The following is a 20284-nucleotide window of genomic DNA, read 5'->3' on the forward strand; positions in this document are numbered from 1 at the left end:
ACCCCATCAGGCAGCCCATGACCCAACGCAAGTATTTCGGCACCGACGGTATCCGCGGGCTGGTCGGGCAGTGGCCGATCAGCGCGGATTTCATGCTCAAGCTGGGGCGCGCCGTCGGCAGCGTGCTGGCGCGTGACGGCAGCAAGCGGCCGAAGGTGCTGATCGGCAAGGACACCCGCATCTCCGGCTACATGTTCGAGGCCGCGCTGGAGGCGGGCCTGGTCGCGGCCGGTGCCGACGTGGGCCTGCTCGGCCCGATGCCGACGCCGGCGGTGGCCTACCTGACCCGCTCGATGCGCGCGCAGACCGGCATCGTGATCAGCGCCTCGCACAACCCGCACCACGACAACGGCATCAAGTTCTTCTCCGCCGACGGCGAGAAGCTGTCCGACGAGGTCGAGCTGGCGATCGAGCAGGAGGTCGACGCCGCATTCGCCACGGTGGCCTCGGAGCGGCTCGGCAAGGCGCGCCGGATCGACGACGCGGTGGCCCGTTACGCGGAGTACTGCAAGTCCACCGTGGCCGAGGATTTCAGCCTGCAGGGGTGGCGGCTGGTAGTGGACTGCGCCCACGGCGCGACCTATCAGGTGGCGCCCAAGGTGTTTATCGAACTGGGTGCCGAGGTGATCGCCATCGGCGACCGGCCGGACGGCTTCAACATCAACCGCGAGGTCGGCTCGACCCATCCGCAGGCGCTGCAACAGGCGGTGTTGGCACATGGCGCCGACATCGGCATCGCGTTCGATGGCGACGGCGACCGCGTGCAGCTGGTTGACCGGAACGGCGTGCTCGCCGACGGCGACGACATCCTCTACCTGCTGGCGCGCAGCTGGCACGGGCAGGGGAAACTCCACGGGCCGGTGGTCGGCACCCTGATGAGCAACTATGGCCTGCAACTGGCGCTGACCGGACTCGGCGTACCGCTGCTGCGTGCCAACGTGGGTGACCGCTACGTGCTGCAGCAGTTGAAGGAGCAGGGCGGCGTGCTCGGCGGCGAGACCTCCGGCCACATCCTGTGCCTGGACCGCGCCACCACCGGCGACGGGATCATCGCCGCGCTGGCGGTGTTCGAAGCGCTGGCGCGATCCGGCGAGGATCTGGCCACCGCGCGGCAGGGCCTGCAGAAGATGCCGCAGGTGATGCTGAACGTGCGCGCCGCCGGCGCCCGCGAGGCGCTGGCCAGCGACCAGGTGCAGCAGGCACTGGCCGAAGTGGAACAGGTGCTGCGCGGCCGCGGCCGGGTGGTGCTGAGGGCCTCCGGCACCGAGCCGTTGGTGCGCGTCACCGTCGAGGGCGCCGACCCGGCGGAAGTGCAGCAGTTGGCGGAACAGCTCGCCGGAACGGTAAAATCCGCCGCCGAACGCTCGTGAACCTGTAGTTGTACCGGGTCGCCATGGACTGGCCCGACGTGCCCCGCCTCCCGCGGTGGCGGATGCACCGACCGCACGCCAACCTGGTGACTACAGCCATGAAGAAAGTTCCCACCCTCGACATCCGCCGCTACGACACCGACCGCGACGCCTTCGTCGCCGAGATCGGCGCGGCCTACCGCGAATTCGGTTTCTGCTGCATCAGCGGCCACGGCATCGCGCGCGAGCTGATCGACGGCTCGTACGACGCGTTCCGGCGCTTCTTCGCACTGACTACCGAAACCAAGATGAAGTACCACGTCGCCGGCAGTGGCGGCGCGCGCGGCTACACCCCGTTCAAGGTGGAAACCGCCAAGGACAGCCAGCACGCCGACCTCAAGGAGTTCTGGCACATCGGCCGCGAGATTCCGCGCGACTCGACATTCGCCGACGTGATGCCGCCGAACCTCTGGCCTGTCGAGGTGCCCGACTTCAGGCAATACGGCTACGGCCTATACGAGGCGCTGGACCAGCTCGGCACCCGCGTGCTGCGCGCGCTGGCGCTGCACATCGGCGAACCGGAGAACTTCTTCGAGGACAAGACCGACGTCGGCAACTCGATCCTGCGGCCGATCCACTACCCACCGATCACCGACGAGAACGTGCCGAACGTGCGCGCTGGCGCGCACGAGGACATCAACTTCATCACCCTGCTGGTCGGCGCCAGCGCCGAAGGGCTGGAAGTGCTCACCCGCGAGGGCGAGTGGCTGCCGATCACCACCGAGGGTGACGCCATCGTGGTGAACATCGGCGACATGCTGCAGCGGCTCTCCAACCACGTGTTCCCGTCCACCACGCATCGCGTGGTCAACCCGAAGAATGAGAACGCGCGCAAGCCGCGCTATTCGGTGCCGTTCTTCCTGCATCCGAATCCGGATGTGGTGCTGGACCCGCTCGATTCATGCATCACGGCGGACAACCCGCGCCGCTACGACAGCTCGATCACCTCGCACGAGTACCTGCTGCAGCGCTTGCGCGAGATCAAGCTGATCTGAGCCGGGATTCCAGATTCGGAGAAGCTGGCGGGGCTGGTTCGACGGTCAGGCCATCCAGAAGAACACCGCGGTCATGCGCTTGCTGGCGATCCCGTCCAGACCCCAGTACGCGCTGGCGCTGTGAATCAGGTTGGCCTTGTAGACCAGCAGGCGGTTGCAGCGGTGCCCCACGCGCACGTCCTCGACGAAGGCGTTGGGCTGCACGAAGCGATTGCCCAGCGCCTCGGCCAGGTTGCGGTGCGGCGGCAGCACGATGTTGCCGCCGAGCTGGCCGCCGGGCATGCGCTGGCGGAAGAAGCTGGTGCCGCAGTGTTCGGGCACGTCGGGGTTGAGGTACAGCACCGCGGCATAGCGGCACAGATTCGACGAATCGGTGTGCGGCTTGACCGCCCCCTCCACCGCGCCGACCACCTGCACGCAATTGTGATTGAGCCGGGTGCCGGCTTCGGACTGCTCGACCCACAGCTTCTTCGCGCCGGTGAGCTGGCATACCCTTGCTTCCAGCGTCGCCAGTTCCACATCCAGCAACGCAGGCATGGCACGCATTCGCGGCCAGACTTCGCCGGTGTACGGATAACCCATTTCCCAGTCGGACCGGGCCAGGCAACGCGCGCGCACGTCGCCGACCTTCGGCAGCACGTCGTCTACCACCCAGTAGTCGCGACCCTCGACGGGCTTGCGGTAGGGCAATGGGCGCATCTGGGTCGGAAACAGGGACATGGGGATCGGTGGCCGTGGCGAGGTCGTGGCTGGTGGCGGGACGCTTTTTTACGGCACGCCTAGACCTGGGTGTTCCGGTAGCGCTTCGATTCGCGCGCCGAAAGCCGCAGAGCCAGCCGGTCCGGCAGCAGCTGCACCAGCGTCTTGATGGCGCGGTTGACCCTGCCGGGAATATGCACGGCATCGCCGCGCTCGACCGCCGCGATGCCCTGGCGCACGACTTCCTCCGCGCTCAGCCACATGAAGCCGGGCAACCGGTTCATCTTGTCCCGGGTACCGGTGACGTCGTGGAATTCCGACCAGGTGAAGCCCGGGCACAGCGCGCACACGTGCACTCCGGCCGCGTGGTTCTCCAGCGCCAGCGACTGCGAGAATTTGATCAGGTAAGCCTTGCTGGCTGCATACAGGGTGTGTCCGGCCGGGCCGGGTACGTGCCCGGCCAGCGAGGCGACATTGATGATGCGGCCATGGCCGCGCTGGCGCATGCCCGGCAGCAGCCGCCAGGCCAGTTCGGTCGGCGCGGTCAGCAGCACCTGCAGGAAATCCGCATGGGTGGCCCAGTCGTTCGCGACGAAGGTACCGGGCACACCATAGCCGGCATTGTTGACCAGCCAGTCCACCGGCAGGCCACGCTGGTCGAGTTCATCGCACAGCGTTCGTGGCGCAGCTGGATCGGCCAGGTCATGCGGCAGCACGGTGACCTGGACCGCATGCCGCTCGCGAAGCTCGGCAGCGAGAGTTTCCAGCCGGTCGACGCGGCGCGCGGTCAGTACCAGCTGGTGGCCGAGTGTGGCGAGTTGCCGGGCAAACGCGGCGCCGATGCCGGAGGAGGCGCCGGTGACCAGGCTGAGCGGGCGAGCGACAGTCATGTGCAATTCCTTCGGATGGGCCGTCATTCTTGAGCGCACCGGCGAACCGGCGCCAGTGGTCCGCCGATTTGCCGATCCCGGGGCCCCTCGGTAAGCTTGCCGTTTGACCGCAGCGGAAGCAGCCCATGCGCAAGAAACTCATCGCCGGCAACTGGAAAATGCATTGCAGCCGTTCGATGGCCAAGCCGCTGGTGGACGACATTGCCGCCTGCGCGCCCGACGGCGTCGACGTGGTGGTGCTTCCGCCGTTTCCTTATGTGGCCGAACTGGCCAGGCAGCATGCCGGCTCCTGCGTGGGCATCGGCGCGCAGGACGTCAGCGAGCACGAAGGGCAGGGTGCGTATACCGGCGAAGTCTCCGCCGCCATGCTGGCGGACGTTGGCGTGCAATGGGTGCTGGTCGGCCATTCCGAGCGGCGCCAGTACCACGGCGAGAGCGACGAGCTGGTGGCGCGCAAGTTCGCCGCGGCCCGCGCCGGCGGCCTGACGCCGATCCTTTGCGTGGGCGAAACCCTGGCGCAGCGCGAGGCCGGCGAAACCGAGGCAGTCATCACGCGGCAACTGCAGGCGGTGCTGGCACTCAACGGCGTGGCCAGCTTCGACACCGCGGTAATCGCCTATGAACCCGTGTGGGCGATCGGCACCGGATGTACCGCCAGCCCGCAACAGGTGCAGCAGGTGCACGCCTTCATTCGTAGCCAACTGGAAAAAGAAGATGTTATGATTGCCCGTCTGACCCGACTGATTTACGGCGGCAGCGTCAAGGCGGCCAATGCCGCGGAACTGTTCGCGCAGGCGGACGTGGATGGAGGGCTGATCGGCGGGGCCTCCCTGGCTGCATCGGATTTCCTTGGAATCTGCGCTGCGGCGCATCAGGCGCCACAGGCTCAATAGAAACCTTATGTTCGTCATTTTCAGCGTGTTCTACATCCTGATCGCCGCGGCGATGATCGTGCTGATCCTGCTGCAGAACGGTGCCGGTGCGGATGCCGGCTCGGGTTTCGGCGGCGGCGCTTCGGCCACGGTATTCGGTGCGCGTGGCTCGTCCACGTTCCTGACCCGTGCGACCGGCGTCCTGGCTGGCCTGTTTTTCCTGCTTAGCCTCGGCATGGGCATCTACCTGCACAGCAACGGTGCGCCGCACACCAACACGCAAGACCTGGGTGTGATGGGGTCACTCGCCGACAAGCCTGCCGCCGGCAAGACGACGCCGGCCAAGTCGGCGGCTGGCACGGAAGTGCCGTCGGCGGTTCCCGCGGCAACCAACAATGCCGTTCCGGCCGCACAGCCGACGGCAACTCCCGCCCCGTCCAAGAGTCAGGGCGAGGTACCGGCAGCCACCGAGCCGCCGGCGAAACACTGAGCAACACACCTGCCCAGGTGGCGGAACTGGTAGACGCACTACCTTGAGGTGGTAGCGACGCAAGTCGTAGGGGTTCGAGTCCCCTCTTGGGCACCACATATAAAGTTGCGATAAGTTGCCATCAGTTGGCGAACGTTGCAATTTAACTATAAATTAAGCACTTACTGGCCCCGCAAGGGGCCTTTTTCTTGCCAAGAATTGCAGAAACTTGCGGAAAGTTGCACTCGATTTCTACTGATTGGTCTCGGATTGGTCCCGGATTTGGTCACGGATCGGCCTCCGATCGGCTCAATTGGCGCGCTGCCTCAGCAAAGCGGCACATGTCCGCTATGGGTTGGAAGCAGATACATCCGCATCCTCGAATTTCGCGCCTATCTTGATCCCCAGCGTGCGGACGCCGTCGATCAGGAGCTTCAGGTACTCGCTCGTGTCCTTGAAGTAATTCCGGAAGGTGATTTCGACTTGGTCAGGCGTGTCGCCGCCGACGAGCACGGCATTGCTTTCCGGATTTTCACGTTCATAGCGAAACAGCCACTTCATGGCCGAGGCGTTTTTGGTGAAATCCTTCACCTGCAGTTCGCCGTTACGCATGAATATCAGCACGTGGTTCTGCTTGCCGCTCAGCTGCCGCACGTCGGCGCCCTGCATGCTGCCAAGCTCGTCGCTAAGGCCGAGCTCTGTGTCCAGATTGACAAATTCGCTGGCCAAATCCAAATCGCTCAGGTCCGGAAGCGGGCCAGTCGTGGCCTCATGAGCTCGAGCGAGGATTTCGCTAGTCAGCGCCATGATGCGCATATAGCGGGGATCGCCTCTACCGAACTTGGTTTCGTTTCCAGTGATGTAGCCAACCACTTCGTTCGCGGTAGCCCAGGCGTGCTGCACGAGCGTGCGATACTGAATCTCGATGTAGAGCCCAAGCGCGACTTGCGCGTGCTTAGACGTGACCTGATAGGCATACACGTCGTGAATGCCACGGTAGCCATCGACCTTGGGCCGGGCGATGTAGTTGTACTGGTCGTCCGTATTGCGGCGCCTGTGCTTAAACCGTGCCGTGTGGAAGTCCGCGCGGAAGGCCTCGAGGCTGGCGGTATCGGGAAAGATCATGCGAATTCCAGCGACGTCGTCCATTCGCCCTAGCGCCATGTTTTTCTGCCGCTGGAGCTTGTCGAAAATAGTGCTAAGCCGCTTTAGGCGCTGACCTACCACGATGTTGGCGCCGGTTTTTTGACACGTAGGCGGACGATTGCCTGGAAGGTGTTGATAACCTGCCGATGCGCTGCGCGCCACTCATTGATGATTGCCAGATCTTCCTCTGTCGCGGCGCCTTCACGAACCCGATTGCCGGCCTTGTTGACGCGCTCACGTGAACCACCGGGGAAACCTCTGCCCATGACGCCTCCGCGATTCGAAGCGACATTGTGGCACGGCGGCAGAGGCAGTTCGCGCTGGGACCATTTGCTGCCATTGGGCGTGGGTCCCGAGCCGGGACACACGCGCTGGCGTTTCTGGTCCTGAGGGGGACCCACATTCGGCAACTGTTGCCAACTCCGATTTGCTGGTCCTAAATTGGTCCTGGTCCGCGACAAACGGCGCCACTAAGCCATTCCGGCTGCCCCTCTTGGGCACCACATTGATGGCTTCGCTGAACGCCGCAGGAGCTTAAAAAAACCGCCTTTGGCGGTTTTTTTGTTTGCGACGAGCGGGAGGGGAGAGTGCCTCGGCCGGCGGCGCAGGCCGGCACGACGAACGCATGCTGCAGATCGGGGCGGATATCGCAACACGCTTCCCGTACAGGGAGCGTAGGCGCCGGCCGACATATCCGCCGCCATCGCCGTGACACATTGCGCCGACCACGAGGGTAGGCCGGCTGTCACGCCGCTGCAGGCTCCTCGCGGCAAGGGGGATGGGGTCCATGGTGACGATTTCGCTGGGGCAGGCGGCTGCGGGTGACTGGAATGTTCGTCGCGGCCAGGTCACGTTGTTCAGCAACCTGCAGCTCGCGGCTGCAATCAAGCTTGCCCGCGAGATGGCTCGCGATGAGCACGGGCGCCTCGGGCATCCGGTTTGCGTGGAAATGCCGGGGCCGACCGGCGCGATCGTGCTGGCGCAATACGGCTGGGGCGACACCAATGGTGCCGTCGCGGCGCTGGCGAGCTAAGCCATTCGCTGATGTTGGAACCCACCGGTGCAGCTGCTTCCGGAGGGCATCCCACACCGTGAGTGTCGAGCGACGAGCCACTTGCAAAGGTGCCTCGCGCAGCCTAGTTTCATGCAGCCCAACCAAGGAGGGCGTCAAGTGATCAATGTGGTCCTGGTGGACGATCACGAGCTGGTTCGCACCGGCTTCCGAATGATCCTGCAGCAACAACCGGACATCCGTGTTGGTGGCGAGGCGGGCAGCGCCGAGGAGGGCCTGCAGCTGATCCGGAGCCTGAGGCCCGACATCGCCCTGGTCGATGTACATATGCCCGGTATGAGCGGGATCGAGCTCACCGAACGCGTCTGCCGCTCGAAGATGTCCACCCACGTCGTCATCGTGACCGTGGTCGATGACGCGCGTTTCCCCAAACGCCTGCTCGACGCCGGCGCGCTCGGTTACCTGACCAAGGGTTGCGGCGCCGACGAACTGGTGTCCGCCGTGCGCCAGGTGGCCAATGGCCGCCGCTATCTTGCCCCGGCCGTAGCGCAGCAGCTGGCGCTGGCCACTCTCGACGGCAGTGCCTCGCCGTTCGACGTATTGTCCAGCCGCGAACTCGAGGTCGCGATGATGCTGGTGCGCGGCAAACCGCTGACGATCATCGGTGAACAGCTCAACCTGAGTCCGAAGACGGTGTCCACCTACAAGCAGCGCCTCATGGAGAAGCTGCACGTGGACCATGTGCTCAGCCTTGCCCACCTGATGACGGTGCATGGGCTGATCGATACGCCGAATCATCATGTTGGTACGTGATGCCGCGCAGTCGGTGGCTTGAAGCGAAAAAAAAACCGGACCCAGGTCCGGTTTTTTTGTCGTGCTCCACGGCGTGGCGGCTCAGCCGTTCGAGTCGCTCTTGTGGGCGTCGGACTCGCCGCGCGACTGTGGCGATGCAGCTTCGCTTTCCTCGGTGGATGGAAGCAATCTGGTCTGAGGCCCCGATTGCGCCAGCAGATCGCCCTGCTTGGGGGGCGTCAGCGAAACCGCAGGCTGGGCTGCAACCGGCGTTTCGGGCATGCCGGCAACGGGAGACACCACGCTCGTCGACGGGCTGGCCTCATGGACAAGTGAAGCGGTCGGTGCCGGAGCTGTCGCCATTGCGGCCGGCGTGGCGATCGTCGAGCTTGCCGGGGTCACCGCTGTCGGAACGGGTTCTTCACCCGACACTGCGACGACCGCTGATGACGTGGTGTCGGAGGCCGCTCGACTGAGCGTCGTCGGTGTTGCCACGGCGGTGATGACAGCCGCCGAAGCGGGATCGGCCTTGGCGACCTGTGTATCCACGCTGTTCACCGCGACGCTGGTGGCTGGCGACATTGGCGCAGGTGTGCTTACCGGGGCGACCCTGACAAGCTCGTGTTCGTCAGCTGCGGCCATCGTCGCGGCGGACTTCACCGACTCCGGAATCGGCGGCAGCGGCGGCAGGTTGAATGCCGTGGTGACGGGCGTCGTGGTGCTGGCTGCAGTCACGACAGGCGTTACGGCGCGCGTTTCGTTCGGCTGGACAGGCGTCGGTTGGCGCACCGGCGGAATGGCCGGTGCTGCCTCGCCAGCGGCGACCACCGGCGACGATTCATGCAACGACGGTTCGGTGCGCGCGATCGGGACGTCTGCGGTCGCAGTGGTTTCGTCGCGATCCTCGTCGTCGAGCGCCTGGGCCTGCGTGCTGTCGACACCCGTGCCGTCAGCGGCGACTTCATCGTGACGCCGGCGCCGGCGGCCGCCACGACGACCGCGGCGGCGACGCGACTGGTTGCCCTCGGCATCCGTGGTGTTGTCGGCGGCTTCGGGCATGGATGAAGCCGCCGGCGGCGTCAGCAGCAGTTCGGCTTCGTTCGCCGCATCACCCGGTGGTGCGACGGCGGGAAGCTCGTCTGCGGCGACACGCGGTTGGCGTTCCACCTTGGACGGCTGCGCCGGATTCGGCTTGCGCTCTGCGCGCGCCGGGTTGCCCTCGACTGCCGCGGCCGGCTTGGGCTGGCGGTCCGCCTTGGCGGTCTGGCTCTGGGGTTGTTGCGCAGGGCGCGCCTGGGCCTCGTTGCTGCGCTGGCGGTTGCCGCGGGCCTGCTGCGCGGAAGCGGGTTTCGTCGAGCCTGGCTGGGCGGCCTCGCGTCGCGGCTGGCGCGGCGATACGCTCGAACTGGTGCCGGTGCGGGTGCCGCGCTCGTCACGACGGCTGCGGCCGCCGCCGTCGTTGGCGTTGTCGGTGCGTTTCGGTGCCGGTGCGGGTGCCGCCACCTCCGTGCTGTGGAACCAGCCGAACAGGCGCGAGATGATGCCGCCGCTGGGTGCAGCGGCAGGGGCGGGGGCTGCCGCCGGCTGGCGGCGGACAACCGGCGCTGCCGTGGCGACCGGCGCAACGACTTCCTCGCGCACTGGCGCCGGGCTGGCGGGCACGATGCCGCTTACCGCAGGCTGCTCGCCGCTGCCCAGGGTCTGCCCCATCTTCGGCAGTTCGACGGCGTCCACCGCGGTGAGGCGCTCGTAGCTGGGCTTGCTGTGCTCGCCCATGTCCGCCTCGCGGATGCGCTGGATCTCGATGTGCGGCGTCTCCAGCTTTTCGTCGGCGACGATCACCACGTGCGCCTTGTGGCGCAGCTCGATCTCGACCACGCTGGCGCGCTTTTCGTTGAGCAGGAAGTTGGCGACACTGGTGGGTACCTGCACCAGCACCTGGCCGGTGTTGTCTTTCATCGCGTGTTCTTCGATCAGTCGCAGGGTAGACAGCGACAGCGACTCCACGCCGCGGATATGGCCGTGGCCTTCGCAGCGCGGGCAGGTGATCTGGGTGGCTTCGCCGAGGCTGGGACGCAACCGCTGACGCGACATCTCGAGCAGACCGAAGCGCGAGATGCGACCGATCTGCACGCGGGCGCGGTCCAGTTTCAGAGCATCTTTCAGGCGATCCTCCACCTCACGCTGGTGCTTCGGACTGTCCATGTCGATGAAGTCGATCACCAGCAGGCCGCCGGCGTCGCGGATGCGCGCCTGGCGGGCGATTTCCACCGCGGCCTCGCAATTGGTGTTGAACGCCGTTTCCTCGATGTCGCTGCCCTTGGTCGCCTTGGATGAGTTGACGTCGATCGCGGTGAGCGCTTCGGTCTGGTCGATCACGATCGAACCACCCGACGGCAGGCGTACCTGGCGGTCGAACGCGCTCTCGATCTGGGTTTCGATCTGGTAGCGGGTGAACAGCGGGGTGTCGTCGCGGTACAGCTTGAGCTTGCGCAGGGCGTTGGGCATCACCTGCTGCATGAAATCGCGGGCGTCGTTGTACAGCGGCTCGTCGTCGATCAGGATCTCGCCAATGTCGCTGCGCAGGTAGTCGCGCAGGGCGCGGATGAACAGCTTCGATTCCTGGTAGATCAGGAACGGCGCTTTCTGCTTGCTGGCCGCTTCGGAGATCGACTTCCACAAGGTCAGCAGGTAGTCCAGGTCCCATTGCAGCTCTTCGGCGTCGCGGCCGAGGCCGGCGGTGCGCACGATCAGGCCGACATCGTCGGGTACCGTGACGTGATCCAGCGCCTCCTTCAGCGCCTGCCGGTCCTCGCCCTCGATCCGGCGCGAGACGCCGCCGGCCTTCGGATTGTTCGGCATCAGCACCATGTAGCGGCCGGCCAGGCTGATGAACGTGGTCAGGGCGGCGCCCTTGTTGCCGCGTTCCTCTTTCTCCACCTGCACGACGACTTCCTGACCTTCCTTGATCAGCTCGCGGATGTTCGCCTTGTGCGGGTCCAGGCCCGGGGTGAAGTACTCGCGGGAGATTTCCTTCAGTGGCAGGAAACCGTGGCGCTCGGCGCCGTACTCGATGAAGCAGGCTTCGAGTGAAGCCTCAACCCTGGTGATTCGACCCTTGTAAATATTGGACTTTTTCTGCTCCCGCGAAGGGATTTCGATGTCCAGGTCGTAGAGGTTCTGGCCATCGACAATGGCCACGCGCAACTCTTCACGCTGAGTCGCGTTGATCAACATGCGTTTCATGGTGGTAATCCTCGGCTTGGCCGCGCGTCGCGTGCCACGGTGGCGCCACAATGGCGGCCTGCCGGGGATCGCGCCGCTGCGGTTAAGCGGCAAAAAAAACGGCACCGTTTCCGGCGTCGGGATGATTCGGTCAGCTGCGCCTGCCGCCCCGATACCGCAATGGCATCGGACAAACGACGGCCCAAACCGTTACGATGAAAGGGAGTCGCGACCGGCCGCCGAAAGCAACTGGAGCAATCCTCGCCGACGTTACGGGCGGGCACCCGGCCCGATCCGGACTTCGGTGGGCTGAATGTAGCGCCCGCCGAGTATCCTATTTAAGCAGGTTTTTTTCAATGCAGACGGCAACTTCCCATGACGCACCTCACGGGGTACGTCAGGTCGAGATTGGCCCCGAGCGCGATGGGCAACGCATCGACAACGCGCTGGTGACCCTGCTCAAGGGCGTGCCCAAGAGTATGATTTATCGGCTTTTGCGTACCGGTCAGGTGCGGGTGAACGGCAAGCGGGCCAAGCCGGATACACGTCTCGCTGATGGTGATACGCTGCGTATCCCCCCGGTGCGGGTGGCGGAGCGGCCGGAGGAGCGAGCCCCGGCCAGTGGCCTGGTGGCGTCGGTGGCCGACGCGATCATTTTCGAGGACAAGCACTTCCTGGTGATCGACAAGCCGGCCGGCGTGGCCAGCCATGGCGGCAGCGGGGTCAGCCACGGGGCGATCGAACTGCTGCGCGCCGCCCGTCCGCAGGAACACCTGGAGCTGGTGCACCGGTTGGACCGCGACACCAGCGGCGTGCTGGTGTTTGCCCGGACCCGGGCCGGGCTGACCGGCCTGCAGGCGGCGATCCGTGCCGGCGCGGTCACCAAGCAGTACCTGTGCCTGATGCTTGGTCATCCGGCCAAGGCGAAGTTCGACGTGAATGCGCCGCTGTTGAAGTCCGTGCTGCAGGGCGGTGAACGGATGGTGCGGGTCGCCGACAACGGCAAGCCGTCGCTGACCTTCTTCCGCGAGATGGAGCAATACCCCAGCGCCCGGCTGATGCAGGCCACACTCGGTACCGGGCGCACCCACCAGATCCGCGTGCATGCGGCGCACATCGGCCATCCGCTGGCCGGCGACGCGAAGTACGGCGATCGCGAGATGAACAAGCGCTACCGCGAGATGGGCCTGAACCGGATGTTCCTGCATGCCTCGCACATGAGCTTCGACCTGGACGGGCGTTCCTACAGTTTTTCCGCGCCATTGCCCGACGACCTCAAGGATTTCCTCGACGTGCTGGCGGTGAAGGGCAAGCGACTGGTGTGGATGCAGGAAAAGTCGCGCACCGATTTCTGATCAGCGCCCTAGCAGGGCGTCGACCCGCGCCGCGCAGATGAAGTCGTTCAGCGACAGGCCGCCCACGTCGTGGGTCGACCATAGCAGCTGACAGTGGCTGTAGCCGGCTTCGAGGTCCGGGTGATGGTCTTCCTGGTTGGCCATGAAACCCACCGCGTTGATGAAACCCAGGGTGTGGTGGAAATCGGCGAAGCGGAAATCCTTGACAATGGCCATACCGTCGCGGCGCAGCTGCCAGCCAGGTACCCGCTGCAGCAGTTCAGTCACCTGCGCGGCGTCCAGTGCATATTCCTTGCCTTTGCGCGGTTGGCAGTGCCGGCTAGCCAGGTCGTTGGCGTTCATGAGGGTCTCCATCGGAGTTGAGATTCTCGGGACGTGAAGCGTCGAAGTTGCGCGCACAAAAGTCAAAGCGGGCGTATGGCTCGAAACTGGACTAAAATAGTGCTGTTTCGCTGGCGCAGCTGCCGGCATCGATTGGATACCCCGGAGCAGGCATGATCGAAATCTCGGAACGTGCGCAGCAGCATTTCCTGCGCCTTCTTTCGCAGCAGGGCATCGAGGGGCTGGGCATCCGCCTGCGGGTGACCTCGCCGGGCACGCCGGCAGCGAACTGTGAGCTGGAGTTCTGCGAGCCGGTGGACCTGGTCGGCGGGGAGTGGACGGTGGAATGCGCCGGCTTCGACTTCCATATTGACGGCGACAGCGCCAGCTGGCTGGACCAGGCCAGCATCGACTTCGAGCCGAACGCCACCGGCGGCCAGCTCAATATCCGCGCACCGAAGATCAAGGGCCATGTGCCGGGCGTGGAAGCGGGCCTGATCGAGCGCGTGCGTTACGTGCTGGAAGCGGAAATCAATCCGAAGCTGGCTTCGCATGGCGGCCGGGTCACCTTGCTGGAGATCGACGCCGACGGTGCGGTGCTGCTGCAGTTCGGCGGAGGCTGCCATGGTTGCGGCATGGTCGACGTGACGCTGAAGCAGGGCGTGGAAAAGACCTTGCGCGAGCGGGTGCCCGAAGTCACCGCCGTGCGCGACGCCACCGATCACGCCTCCGGGGCAAAGCCTTACTACAGCAAGGCGGGGGGCAAATCGGCGCTCGCCTGAACAGCGACATGGCCGGTGCAAAAGCAAAGGGCCCGCCGAGTGCGGGCCCTTTGTTCTTCGGGTGAAGATACGGCGCCTACTTGCTGCCGCTGATGTGGTTCTTGAGGGTGTCGAGCTTGCTCGGCAGGCTGGAGAAGTACGTCGAAACGTCTTCGATGTCCTGGTCGGACAAGGTGGCCACCATGCCCTTCATGATCGGGTTGTCGCGCTGGCCTTCCTTGTACTCGTGCAATACGCGCTGCAGGTAGAGGTTGTACTGGCCAGCCAGGCGCGGATACTGCGGATCCACGGCGTTGCCGTCGGTGCCGTGACAGGCGAAACAGGTGGCGGCTTTCTGCTTGCCGTTTTCGGCGTTGCCTGCAGCAAGCAACTGGGACGAAGCGAACGCCAGGATGGCGCCGAATGAAAGCAGGGTGATTGCACGTTTCATGCGGGAAGTCCTTGGCAACTTACTTGGCGAGGCTGGAAAGATAGGCGGCAATGTTCTGGATGTCCGTGGCCGACATGCTCTGCGCCTGCGCGTCCATGGTCGGGTGCTTGCGGCCGCCGCTTTGGTAACCCTGCAGGGCATTGATGATGTATTGCTCGTTCTGGCCGGCGATCTTCGGCACCGGGTACTGCGGATAGGCGTTGGTGTAGCCGGGTACGCCGTGACAACCGGCACAGGTATAGATCAGTGCGCGTCCGGCAGCCTTGTCGCCCTCGGCGTGAACGCTGGTGGCGGCAAAGAGGGCTGTGGCCAGGGCCAAGCCAAGCAAGGGCAATCGAGTCATCGAGATCATTCCCACGAGTACGACGGATAGGGAAGTACGCAAGTCACCGAGTATAGACGTTGCGTTAACGACCTAACAACACTCGGCTTGACGTTGGTCAATGTTTGCGCAGCACACATCCGATAGGGCCGGCTTGGCCACGCGGCATTGCTGTCGCGAGTGGCGTCCCCATATACTGTTGCGGTCGGATCGTTTTCCCCGGGGGTGTCCTGGCTTCGACGGGGGCAGTGAGATGACTTGGTGCATGCCGAGGGGGCAGCTTTCCTCGTTAATCCAGCAGCAAACTCATAGTTGCCAACGACGACAACTACGCTCTGGCCGCTTAAGGCCTAGCCCCGAACCCACTTGTGCTCATGCTCGTCGGTGTAGGGTCATTATCATGAGATCGCCGAACGCTGCCGCCTGGCGGTTCTAGGCTAAATCAATCAGGCTGGTTCCGCGGTGCGCCTTGCCCATCGTGCTTGTCGCGGAACGAGATCGAACGGTGGGCTACGCATGTAGATCCGGGCATTTAACGCCTTCGGACGGGGGTTCGACTCCCCCCACCTCCACCAACATAAAACCCCCGGTTTGCCGGGGGTTTTCTTTTGTATTTCCTGTGACGGCTTCAGGCCGTGCGGTTGTGCGAGCGCATGGTGCGCTGTTTCTCGATCTGCCAGTCGCGCTGCTTTTCGGTGTCGCGCTTGTCGTGCTCCTGCTTGCCGCGGGCAAGCCCGATCTCGACCTTCACCTTGTTGCCTTTCCAGTACAGCGCCGTGGGCACCAGGGTGTAGCCCTTGCGCTCGACTGCGCCGACCAGCTGGTCGATCTCCTTGCGATGCAGCAGCAGCTTGCGGGTGCGCCGGTCCTCGGCGATGACGTGGGTGGATGCACTGATCAACGGCGGGATCGAGGCGCCGACCAGGAAAATCTCGTTCTTCAGCACGACCGCGTAGGCGTCGCCAAAATTGATCCGGCCCGCGCGCAGGGCCTTCAGTTCCCAGCCTTGCAGGGCGATGCCGGCCTCGAAGCGCTGGTCGATGTGGTACTCAAAGCGTGCGCGCTTGTTGAGCGCGATGGTGCCGCTGCCCTTGTTGTCCTTGTTCTTGCTCTTGGCCATGTCCGCTAAACTTCGGGCCTCTGGGCGGCCGCACTGCCCGTCGCCCATCGGGGCGACGCTTTTGTTGAGAGTGCGTCCATGGAAGGACGCTTGCCTGATCTTCGCATTCATGGATGAATGCACAAGCTCAAGAGGTTGCCGTGATCGAAATTCGTCGCAGCGCGCTGGTGAAGTACTCGCCGGCGCAGATGTTCGACCTGGTCAATGAGGTCGAAGCATACCCAAAGCGCTTCTCCTGGTGTGCCGGGGCCGAGATCCTCGAGCGCAACGGCAACGTGCTGGTGGCGCGGCTGGATCTCAAGTTTGCCGGGTTTCATCAGAGCTTCACCACGCGCAACACGGTCGATCCGCCGCGGCGCCTGCAGATGGATCTGGTCGATGGCCCGTTCCGCAGCCTGGAGGGCGTATGGGATTTCATGGCGCTGGGCGATGCGGGATGCAAGGTCGCGTTCGCGCTGGATTTCGATTACGCCGGCCGGCTCGGTGGCGGCGCCCTGAAACTGGGCTTCCAGGGGCTGGCCGGACGCATGGTGGATGACTTTTGCCGCGAGGCGGAACGAGTCCATGGCTGAGCGCACGATCCGCGTCGAGGTGGTTTACGCGGGGACGGCAGGGCCGATCCGGCGCCGAGTCGAGCTGGCGGAAGGCAGCACGGTGATGCAGGCGGTCGGCGCCTCCGGGATCGCCGCTGTGCTTCCGGCAGCTGCGGCCGATCCGGCTCGCCTCGGCCTGTTTGCGCGAAAGGTGGCGCCGGAGCGGCAGCTGCGTGAAGGAGACCGTATCGAGATCTACCGGCCGCTGCTGCTCGACCCGATGGAAGCGCGCCGCCGGCGCGCCCGCTGAGGGATCAGGCCGCCGGGTCAGTGCCCGTCATGGCCGCCCGGGTTGCCATCCTGGCCGAAGCCGCCGTCGTTCTTCTTGTCGTTCGGAGACGTGCTCTTGTCGCCCTGGGTCTCGTTGGCCGGGTAGCCGGCGCTGTATTTCTTGCTGTCGTTGATCAGCTGCTGGGCATCCTGCGCGAAGAAATTGCCTTCTGTACGCACCAGCGTATCGTTGTTGAAGGTCAGTGTGAGCGTGCGCACCTTCATCGCACCGCCGCGGTGCGACAGGGTCGATACGTAATCCCAGCGGCCCTGGTCGAACGGCGTATTCACCGAGGGCGTGCCCAGTAGCACCAGCACCTGGTGCTTGGTCATGCCGGGCTTGAGCTGATCCACGGTTTTCTTGTCCAGCAGGTTGCCTTGCTGCACGTCCGGCTTGTAGACGATATGGCAGCCGGCGACGGAGAGCGCCAGCATGGCGAAAACCAGCAGGGAGATCAGCTTTTGCATGCGTTTCGCGTCCGGATCATGAAGGTGTCGGATGATACACTACCGGCTCGGAAACGCCGTGTGCGGGGTGGGTCATGGAACAGGAAACCAAAGAGCTGCGCCGGGTCGGCCTCAAGGTGACCCATCCGCGCATGCGTATCCTGCAGGTCTTCGACGAAGAGGGCACGCAGCATCTCACTGCCGAAGATGTCTACAAGAAACTGCTGGCCCACCAGGAAGACATCGGCTTGGCGACGGTATATCGCGTGCTGACCCAGTTCGAGGCAGCGGGCATCATCGTCAAGCACAACTTCGAAGGCGGCCAGGCAGTCTACGAACTCGATCGCGGCAAGCACCACGACCACATGATCGATGTGGACAGCGGCAAAGTAGTCGAGTTCATCAGCGAGGAGATCGAACGGCTGCAGCACGAGATTGCCGCGAAGCACGGCTACGTGATCGAGGATCACAGTCTGGTGCTGTATGTGAGGCCGAAGCAGCGCGTGCACAAAGGCTGAGCGTCCCGAACGCCAGCCCCGGGCGAACAGCCGTGCCCAGGCGGACATAAAAAAGCCGCGGGGAGGACTCCTGTCCACCCGCGGCTGCTCCCCTACCTGTCGGTCGGCGGCGCGAATGGCTCGCTGTCGCCTTTGACTCTCGCCAGGTAGCGGCGAAACGGCATCCTGCCGTTGTTTCAAGGCCCCCGTCCCCACGGGGACCTTGATCCGCCATCTTGCGACGGCGGCTCCCCCACATCGATGGGAAGGATGCTAACGAGGGCTTCACGTTTCCGGTATCGGAAAAATTCCTAGGCTCACTGGCTGCTTTCGGTGAGGTGATTGCTGCCCCGCAGCAGAATCCGCAGGTGGACACCGACCGGGGCGGGACGCAAGCGGAACTGTCCGCCGAGCGAAGTGACCCGGTCGCGCATCCCTTGCAGGCCGCGCCCACCACGGGGCAGGCGGTTGGGCAGGCCGGTGCCGTCGTCGCGCAGGTCGAGCACGGCCACTGCGATGCCCTGGCGCTCTCCGATGCGCAGGCGCAGCCGGAACTCGCTGGCCTTGGCGTGCTTGACGGCGTTGGTCGCGCTTTCCTGCACCAGCCGGTAGATCGCGGTGCGGGTGTCGTCGTCGAGCAGTCGCGGATCGCCGTGCAGTTCGGTGCGGTAAACCATCCCGGCGGCGCCCATCAGATCACGGATCGGGCCCTCGTCGAGCGCGCGCAGCAAACCGAATTCATCCAGTACGGCTGGGCGCAGGTCGTCCAGCAGGCGGTGCAGGGCGCGTCGCATATGCGCCAGGATGGTGTTGATCGAGGTGCTGATGTCCTCCATGCCGGCCTGCAGCAGCCGCGCCTGGGCCAGCTTCACGTGGGTCTGGATTGCGGTGATGTTCTGCCCCAGCTCATCGTGCAGCTCGGCGGCCAGGTGCCGGCGCTGGTTCTCGTCCGTCTGCAGGTTGCCGCGCGCGGCGTCGCGCAATTGATGGGCCAGCTGATCCAGTCGGCGGTTGACCGCGCCCAGGTAGACGTTCTGCTCGGCCACCCGCTCGCTGCTCCGGCGCAGGGCGTCGGTGGCCGAGCCCAACATCAGCGCGCCGGTTCCGGCCACGGCCAGAAACAGGTAGGCCGCGGCGGTCGAGGGAGCGTGCCCCAGGTGCTGGTCGACCAGGGTCATGCCGAGGCTGGTGACCAGCATGGCCAGGCTGGCGCCGCGCCAGCCATGGCGAAAGGCGAAGAACAGCACCGGCGCCAGCGACAGCACGCGGGCAAATTGCGGCTGGGGAGCGGCCTGTTCGGACAGCACCAGCAGGATCGTCATGGACGGCAGCAGCACCAGCAGGCCATCCATGAACAGGCTGGCCAGGGCGCGCCGCTCGATGCGGGTCCGCAGCAGCATGATCATCAGCGGCACGATCAACAGGATGCCCAGATAGTGGCTGAGCAGTTCCTCGCCGAGTACGCCGATGATCAGTTCCGACGAGCCCGGCGTACTGACCAGCGCCAGCAAGGCTGCGTCTACCGCGGTGGTGGCGGTCACCACCAGCACCACCGAGAGCAGCAGGCGGGTCACTTCCTGAGGGCTGTGCAGGCTGGCGTGCAGATTGAACCGTCGTAGCAGCCACAGGCTAGCGGCCATCACCAGTGGTTCGGGCAGTTCGTCGATAGCGAAGCCAAGCCAGCCCCGGGGCAGGCCATGGACTAGGCTGATGCCGGCGGTGGCGACCAGCTCGCCACCCAGCAGCCAGCCCCAGTAACGCACCGGCACCAGCAGCAGCGCACCGAAACGCAGGCCATACGGCAGCATCCAGTATGGCTGCACGGTCAGCCACAGCAGCAGCCACAGCAACAGGTAGCCGGCGCCAAGCAGCGGGCCGGAGTCGGGCAGGCGTAGGGGCTTCAGGCGCATGCGCGGATGTTACATGTGCGCCGCGGCGCGGTGGCCAGCCACGCGGCGGGCCGGATGTGCATGAGTGGGGAGTCCCTGTGTAAAGTAATGGGATGTACAGCATCGTTCTGGTCGATGACCATGCCATCGTTCGCGAGGGCTTCAAGCGGCTGATCGAGATGGAGCCCGATCTCGACGTGGTGGCCGAGTGCCGCAGCGCCGACGACGCGGTCGAGGCGGTGGGCCACTGGCACCCCGACCTGGTCGCGCTCGATCTTTCGCTGCCGGACGGCAGCGGGCTGCCCTTGATCGAACACCTGCTCAGCGTGCATGCGCAAACGCATGTCGTGGTGCTGAGCATGCACGACGGCGAACCCTACGTGTCCGAGGCGCTGCGCCGCGGCGCCAGCGGCTACGTCACCAAGGGGGTGGCGCCGGAGGAACTGGTGGCGGGCTTGCGCGCGGTGATGCAGGGGGAATGTTTCCTCAGCTCCGACCTGCGCCAGCGCCGGGCCGATCGGCCGGATGCAGCGCTGGACCCGATCAGCCGGCTGACCGCGCGCGAGCGCGAGGTATTCCTGCTGCTGGCCGGTGGCCGCGCGCCTAAGCAGGTGGCGGCGGAACTGGGGATCGGCCAGAAGACGGTCTACATCCATCGGGCCAGCCTGATGGGCAAACTGGGTGCTGGCTCGGAACTGGACCTGTACCGGATGGCCTCCGAGCGCGGCATGTTGCCGCTGGCGAGCTGA

Annotated in this window: 22 protein-coding genes, 1 tRNA gene and 1 other RNA gene; 14 read left to right on the forward strand and 10 right to left on the reverse strand. The window is 65.0% G+C overall.

Annotation, left to right across the window (positions count from 1 at the left end; genetic code table 11):
- Positions 1 to 17: 17 nt before the first annotated feature.
- The gene (glmM, locus tag AC3WTD_RS05170; protein WP_492613113.1) at positions 18 to 1370 is read left to right on the forward strand and encodes a phosphoglucosamine mutase; all 1353 of its coding nucleotides are present in this window, start codon (positions 18 to 20) and stop codon (positions 1368 to 1370) included.
- Positions 1371 to 1468: 98 nt separating this feature from the next.
- Positions 1469 to 2404, forward strand: coding sequence for an isopenicillin N synthase family dioxygenase (locus AC3WTD_RS05175; protein ID WP_027492465.1), 936 nt, complete (start codon positions 1469 to 1471; stop codon positions 2402 to 2404).
- A 45-nt stretch (positions 2405 to 2449) separates the two neighbouring features.
- On the opposite strand, the gene AC3WTD_RS05180 is transcribed toward AC3WTD_RS05175, so the two are convergent.
- Both AC3WTD_RS05180 and AC3WTD_RS05185 read right to left on the reverse strand, forming a co-directional pair.
- On the reverse strand, positions 2450 to 3124 hold the full coding sequence (locus tag AC3WTD_RS05180; protein WP_492613114.1) for a DUF6445 family protein: 675 nt from the start codon (positions 3122 to 3124) through the stop codon (positions 2450 to 2452).
- 59 nt (positions 3125 to 3183) lie between these two features.
- Positions 3184 to 3993: an SDR family NAD(P)-dependent oxidoreductase gene (locus AC3WTD_RS05185; RefSeq protein WP_492613115.1), complete on the reverse strand. Its 810-nt coding sequence runs from the start codon at positions 3991 to 3993 to the stop codon at positions 3184 to 3186.
- A gap of 125 nt (positions 3994 to 4118) precedes the next feature.
- Between AC3WTD_RS05185 and tpiA the strand changes: the two genes are divergently transcribed.
- From tpiA to AC3WTD_RS05200, 3 genes are all read left to right on the forward strand, one after another.
- Positions 4119 to 4886 (forward strand): triose-phosphate isomerase, encoded by a 768-nt coding sequence (gene tpiA, locus AC3WTD_RS05190; protein ID WP_027492468.1) that lies wholly within the window; start codon positions 4119 to 4121, stop codon positions 4884 to 4886.
- 7 nt (positions 4887 to 4893) lie between these two features.
- Complete coding sequence (secG, locus tag AC3WTD_RS05195) at positions 4894 to 5355, forward strand: preprotein translocase subunit SecG (RefSeq protein WP_027492469.1); 462 nt, start codon at positions 4894 to 4896, stop codon at positions 5353 to 5355.
- Positions 5356 to 5366: 11 nt separating this feature from the next.
- Positions 5367 to 5451, forward strand: a tRNA-Leu gene (locus AC3WTD_RS05200).
- Positions 5452 to 5682: 231 nt separating this feature from the next.
- Here AC3WTD_RS05200 and AC3WTD_RS05205 read toward each other — a convergent pair.
- Positions 5683 to 6642 (reverse strand): RelA/SpoT domain-containing protein, encoded by a 960-nt coding sequence (locus AC3WTD_RS05205; RefSeq protein WP_492613116.1) that lies wholly within the window; start codon positions 6640 to 6642, stop codon positions 5683 to 5685.
- A gap of 625 nt (positions 6643 to 7267) precedes the next feature.
- Here AC3WTD_RS05205 and AC3WTD_RS05210 point away from each other — a divergent pair.
- Together AC3WTD_RS05210 and AC3WTD_RS05215 are read left to right on the forward strand one after the other, a co-directional pair.
- Positions 7268 to 7513: a hypothetical protein gene (locus AC3WTD_RS05210; RefSeq protein ID WP_492613117.1), complete on the forward strand. Its 246-nt coding sequence runs from the start codon at positions 7268 to 7270 to the stop codon at positions 7511 to 7513.
- A gap of 138 nt (positions 7514 to 7651) precedes the next feature.
- Entirely contained in the window at positions 7652 to 8305 is a 654-nt protein-coding gene (locus AC3WTD_RS05215) for a response regulator (protein WP_027492471.1), read from the forward strand.
- Positions 8306 to 8386: 81 nt separating this feature from the next.
- Here AC3WTD_RS05215 and AC3WTD_RS05220 read toward each other — a convergent pair whose 3' ends face one another.
- Entirely contained in the window at positions 8387 to 11530 is a 3144-nt protein-coding gene (locus AC3WTD_RS05220) for an Rne/Rng family ribonuclease (RefSeq protein ID WP_492613118.1), read from the reverse strand.
- A gap of 335 nt (positions 11531 to 11865) precedes the next feature.
- Here AC3WTD_RS05220 and AC3WTD_RS05225 point away from each other — a divergent pair, with 335 nt between their 5' ends.
- Complete coding sequence (locus AC3WTD_RS05225; protein ID WP_492613119.1) at positions 11866 to 12864, forward strand: RluA family pseudouridine synthase; 999 nt, start codon at positions 11866 to 11868, stop codon at positions 12862 to 12864.
- Here AC3WTD_RS05225 and AC3WTD_RS05230 read toward each other — a convergent pair whose 3' ends face one another.
- Positions 12865 to 13206: a 4a-hydroxytetrahydrobiopterin dehydratase gene (locus AC3WTD_RS05230; protein WP_492613120.1), complete on the reverse strand. Its 342-nt coding sequence runs from the start codon at positions 13204 to 13206 to the stop codon at positions 12865 to 12867.
- A 152-nt stretch (positions 13207 to 13358) separates the two neighbouring features.
- Between AC3WTD_RS05230 and AC3WTD_RS05235 the strand changes: the two genes are divergently transcribed.
- On the forward strand, positions 13359 to 13967 hold the full coding sequence (locus AC3WTD_RS05235) for an NfuA family Fe-S biogenesis protein (protein ID WP_027492475.1): 609 nt from the start codon (positions 13359 to 13361) through the stop codon (positions 13965 to 13967).
- A 76-nt stretch (positions 13968 to 14043) separates the two neighbouring features.
- Here AC3WTD_RS05235 and AC3WTD_RS05240 read toward each other — a convergent pair whose 3' ends face one another.
- The gene (locus tag AC3WTD_RS05240) at positions 14044 to 14397 is read right to left on the reverse strand and encodes a c-type cytochrome (RefSeq protein WP_008436183.1); all 354 of its coding nucleotides are present in this window, start codon (positions 14395 to 14397) and stop codon (positions 14044 to 14046) included.
- Between the two features lie 19 nt (positions 14398 to 14416).
- Positions 14417 to 14740, reverse strand: a complete 324-nt coding sequence (locus tag AC3WTD_RS05245) for a c-type cytochrome (RefSeq protein ID WP_027492476.1) — start codon at positions 14738 to 14740, stop codon at positions 14417 to 14419.
- A 200-nt stretch (positions 14741 to 14940) separates the two neighbouring features.
- Here AC3WTD_RS05245 and ssrA point away from each other — a divergent pair.
- Positions 14941 to 15294, forward strand: a transfer-messenger RNA (tmRNA) gene (gene ssrA, locus AC3WTD_RS05250).
- A gap of 53 nt (positions 15295 to 15347) precedes the next feature.
- On the opposite strand, the gene smpB is transcribed toward ssrA, so the two are convergent.
- Entirely contained in the window at positions 15348 to 15839 is a 492-nt protein-coding gene (gene smpB, locus AC3WTD_RS05255; protein ID WP_027492477.1) for an SsrA-binding protein SmpB, read from the reverse strand.
- Between the two features lie 140 nt (positions 15840 to 15979).
- Between smpB and AC3WTD_RS05260 the strand changes: the two genes are divergently transcribed.
- Together AC3WTD_RS05260 and AC3WTD_RS05265 are read left to right on the forward strand one after the other, a co-directional pair.
- Positions 15980 to 16411, forward strand: a complete 432-nt coding sequence (locus tag AC3WTD_RS05260; protein ID WP_492613121.1) for a type II toxin-antitoxin system RatA family toxin — start codon at positions 15980 to 15982, stop codon at positions 16409 to 16411.
- The gene (locus tag AC3WTD_RS05265) at positions 16404 to 16682 is read left to right on the forward strand and encodes an RnfH family protein (RefSeq protein WP_235642104.1); all 279 of its coding nucleotides are present in this window, start codon (positions 16404 to 16406) and stop codon (positions 16680 to 16682) included. The genes AC3WTD_RS05260 and AC3WTD_RS05265 overlap by 8 nt, the downstream gene beginning before the upstream one ends.
- A gap of 17 nt (positions 16683 to 16699) precedes the next feature.
- Here AC3WTD_RS05265 and AC3WTD_RS05270 read toward each other — a convergent pair whose 3' ends face one another.
- Complete coding sequence (locus AC3WTD_RS05270) at positions 16700 to 17170, reverse strand: outer membrane protein assembly factor BamE (protein WP_027492479.1); 471 nt, start codon at positions 17168 to 17170, stop codon at positions 16700 to 16702.
- Between the two features lie 74 nt (positions 17171 to 17244).
- Here AC3WTD_RS05270 and fur point away from each other — a divergent pair, with 74 nt between their 5' ends.
- Positions 17245 to 17667 (forward strand): ferric iron uptake transcriptional regulator, encoded by a 423-nt coding sequence (gene fur / locus AC3WTD_RS05275; RefSeq protein ID WP_492613122.1) that lies wholly within the window; start codon positions 17245 to 17247, stop codon positions 17665 to 17667.
- Between the two features lie 296 nt (positions 17668 to 17963).
- Here the strand turns inward: fur and AC3WTD_RS05280 are convergent, their stop codons facing one another.
- Positions 17964 to 19556 carry an MASE1 domain-containing sensor histidine kinase gene (locus AC3WTD_RS05280; RefSeq protein WP_027492481.1) on the reverse strand — a complete coding sequence of 531 codons (1593 nt, stop codon included), beginning with the start codon at positions 19554 to 19556 and terminating at the stop codon, positions 17964 to 17966.
- A 92-nt stretch (positions 19557 to 19648) separates the two neighbouring features.
- Here AC3WTD_RS05280 and AC3WTD_RS05285 point away from each other — a divergent pair, with 92 nt between their 5' ends.
- Complete coding sequence (locus AC3WTD_RS05285) at positions 19649 to 20284, forward strand: response regulator transcription factor (RefSeq protein WP_027492482.1); 636 nt, start codon at positions 19649 to 19651, stop codon at positions 20282 to 20284.

The sequence above is a fragment of the Rhodanobacter sp. FW106-PBR-R2A-1-15 genome, assembly GCF_058789735.1.

Excerpts from the sequence above, each read along its gene's own strand:
- glmM (WP_492613113.1), top strand. The coding sequence starts at position 18 with ATGACCCAACGCAAGTATTTCGGCACCGACGGTATCCGCGGGCTGGTC.
- AC3WTD_RS05175 (WP_027492465.1), top strand. The coding sequence starts at position 1,469 with ATGAAGAAAGTTCCCACCCTCGACATCCGCCGCTACGACACCGACCGC.
- AC3WTD_RS05180 (WP_492613114.1), bottom strand. The coding sequence starts at position 3,124 with ATGTCCCTGTTTCCGACCCAGATGCGCCCATTGCCCTACCGCAAGCCC.
- AC3WTD_RS05185 (WP_492613115.1), bottom strand. The coding sequence starts at position 3,993 with ATGACTGTCGCTCGCCCGCTCAGCCTGGTCACCGGCGCCTCCTCCGGC.
- tpiA (WP_027492468.1), top strand. The coding sequence starts at position 4,119 with ATGCGCAAGAAACTCATCGCCGGCAACTGGAAAATGCATTGCAGCCGT.
- secG (WP_027492469.1), top strand. The coding sequence starts at position 4,894 with ATGTTCGTCATTTTCAGCGTGTTCTACATCCTGATCGCCGCGGCGATG.
- AC3WTD_RS05210 (WP_492613117.1), top strand. The coding sequence starts at position 7,268 with ATGGTGACGATTTCGCTGGGGCAGGCGGCTGCGGGTGACTGGAATGTT.
- AC3WTD_RS05220 (WP_492613118.1), bottom strand. The coding sequence starts at position 11,530 with ATGAAACGCATGTTGATCAACGCGACTCAGCGTGAAGAGTTGCGCGTG.
- AC3WTD_RS05225 (WP_492613119.1), top strand. The coding sequence starts at position 11,866 with ATGCAGACGGCAACTTCCCATGACGCACCTCACGGGGTACGTCAGGTC.
- AC3WTD_RS05230 (WP_492613120.1), bottom strand. The coding sequence starts at position 13,206 with ATGAACGCCAACGACCTGGCTAGCCGGCACTGCCAACCGCGCAAAGGC.
- AC3WTD_RS05235 (WP_027492475.1), top strand. The coding sequence starts at position 13,359 with ATGATCGAAATCTCGGAACGTGCGCAGCAGCATTTCCTGCGCCTTCTT.
- AC3WTD_RS05240 (WP_008436183.1), bottom strand. The coding sequence starts at position 14,397 with ATGAAACGTGCAATCACCCTGCTTTCATTCGGCGCCATCCTGGCGTTC.
- AC3WTD_RS05245 (WP_027492476.1), bottom strand. The coding sequence starts at position 14,740 with ATGACTCGATTGCCCTTGCTTGGCTTGGCCCTGGCCACAGCCCTCTTT.
- smpB (WP_027492477.1), bottom strand. The coding sequence starts at position 15,839 with ATGGCCAAGAGCAAGAACAAGGACAACAAGGGCAGCGGCACCATCGCG.
- AC3WTD_RS05265 (WP_235642104.1), top strand. The coding sequence starts at position 16,404 with ATGGCTGAGCGCACGATCCGCGTCGAGGTGGTTTACGCGGGGACGGCA.
- AC3WTD_RS05270 (WP_027492479.1), bottom strand. The coding sequence starts at position 17,170 with ATGCAAAAGCTGATCTCCCTGCTGGTTTTCGCCATGCTGGCGCTCTCC.
- fur (WP_492613122.1), top strand. The coding sequence starts at position 17,245 with ATGGAACAGGAAACCAAAGAGCTGCGCCGGGTCGGCCTCAAGGTGACC.
- AC3WTD_RS05280 (WP_027492481.1), bottom strand. The coding sequence starts at position 19,556 with ATGCGCCTGAAGCCCCTACGCCTGCCCGACTCCGGCCCGCTGCTTGGC.
- AC3WTD_RS05285 (WP_027492482.1), top strand. The coding sequence starts at position 19,649 with ATGTACAGCATCGTTCTGGTCGATGACCATGCCATCGTTCGCGAGGGC.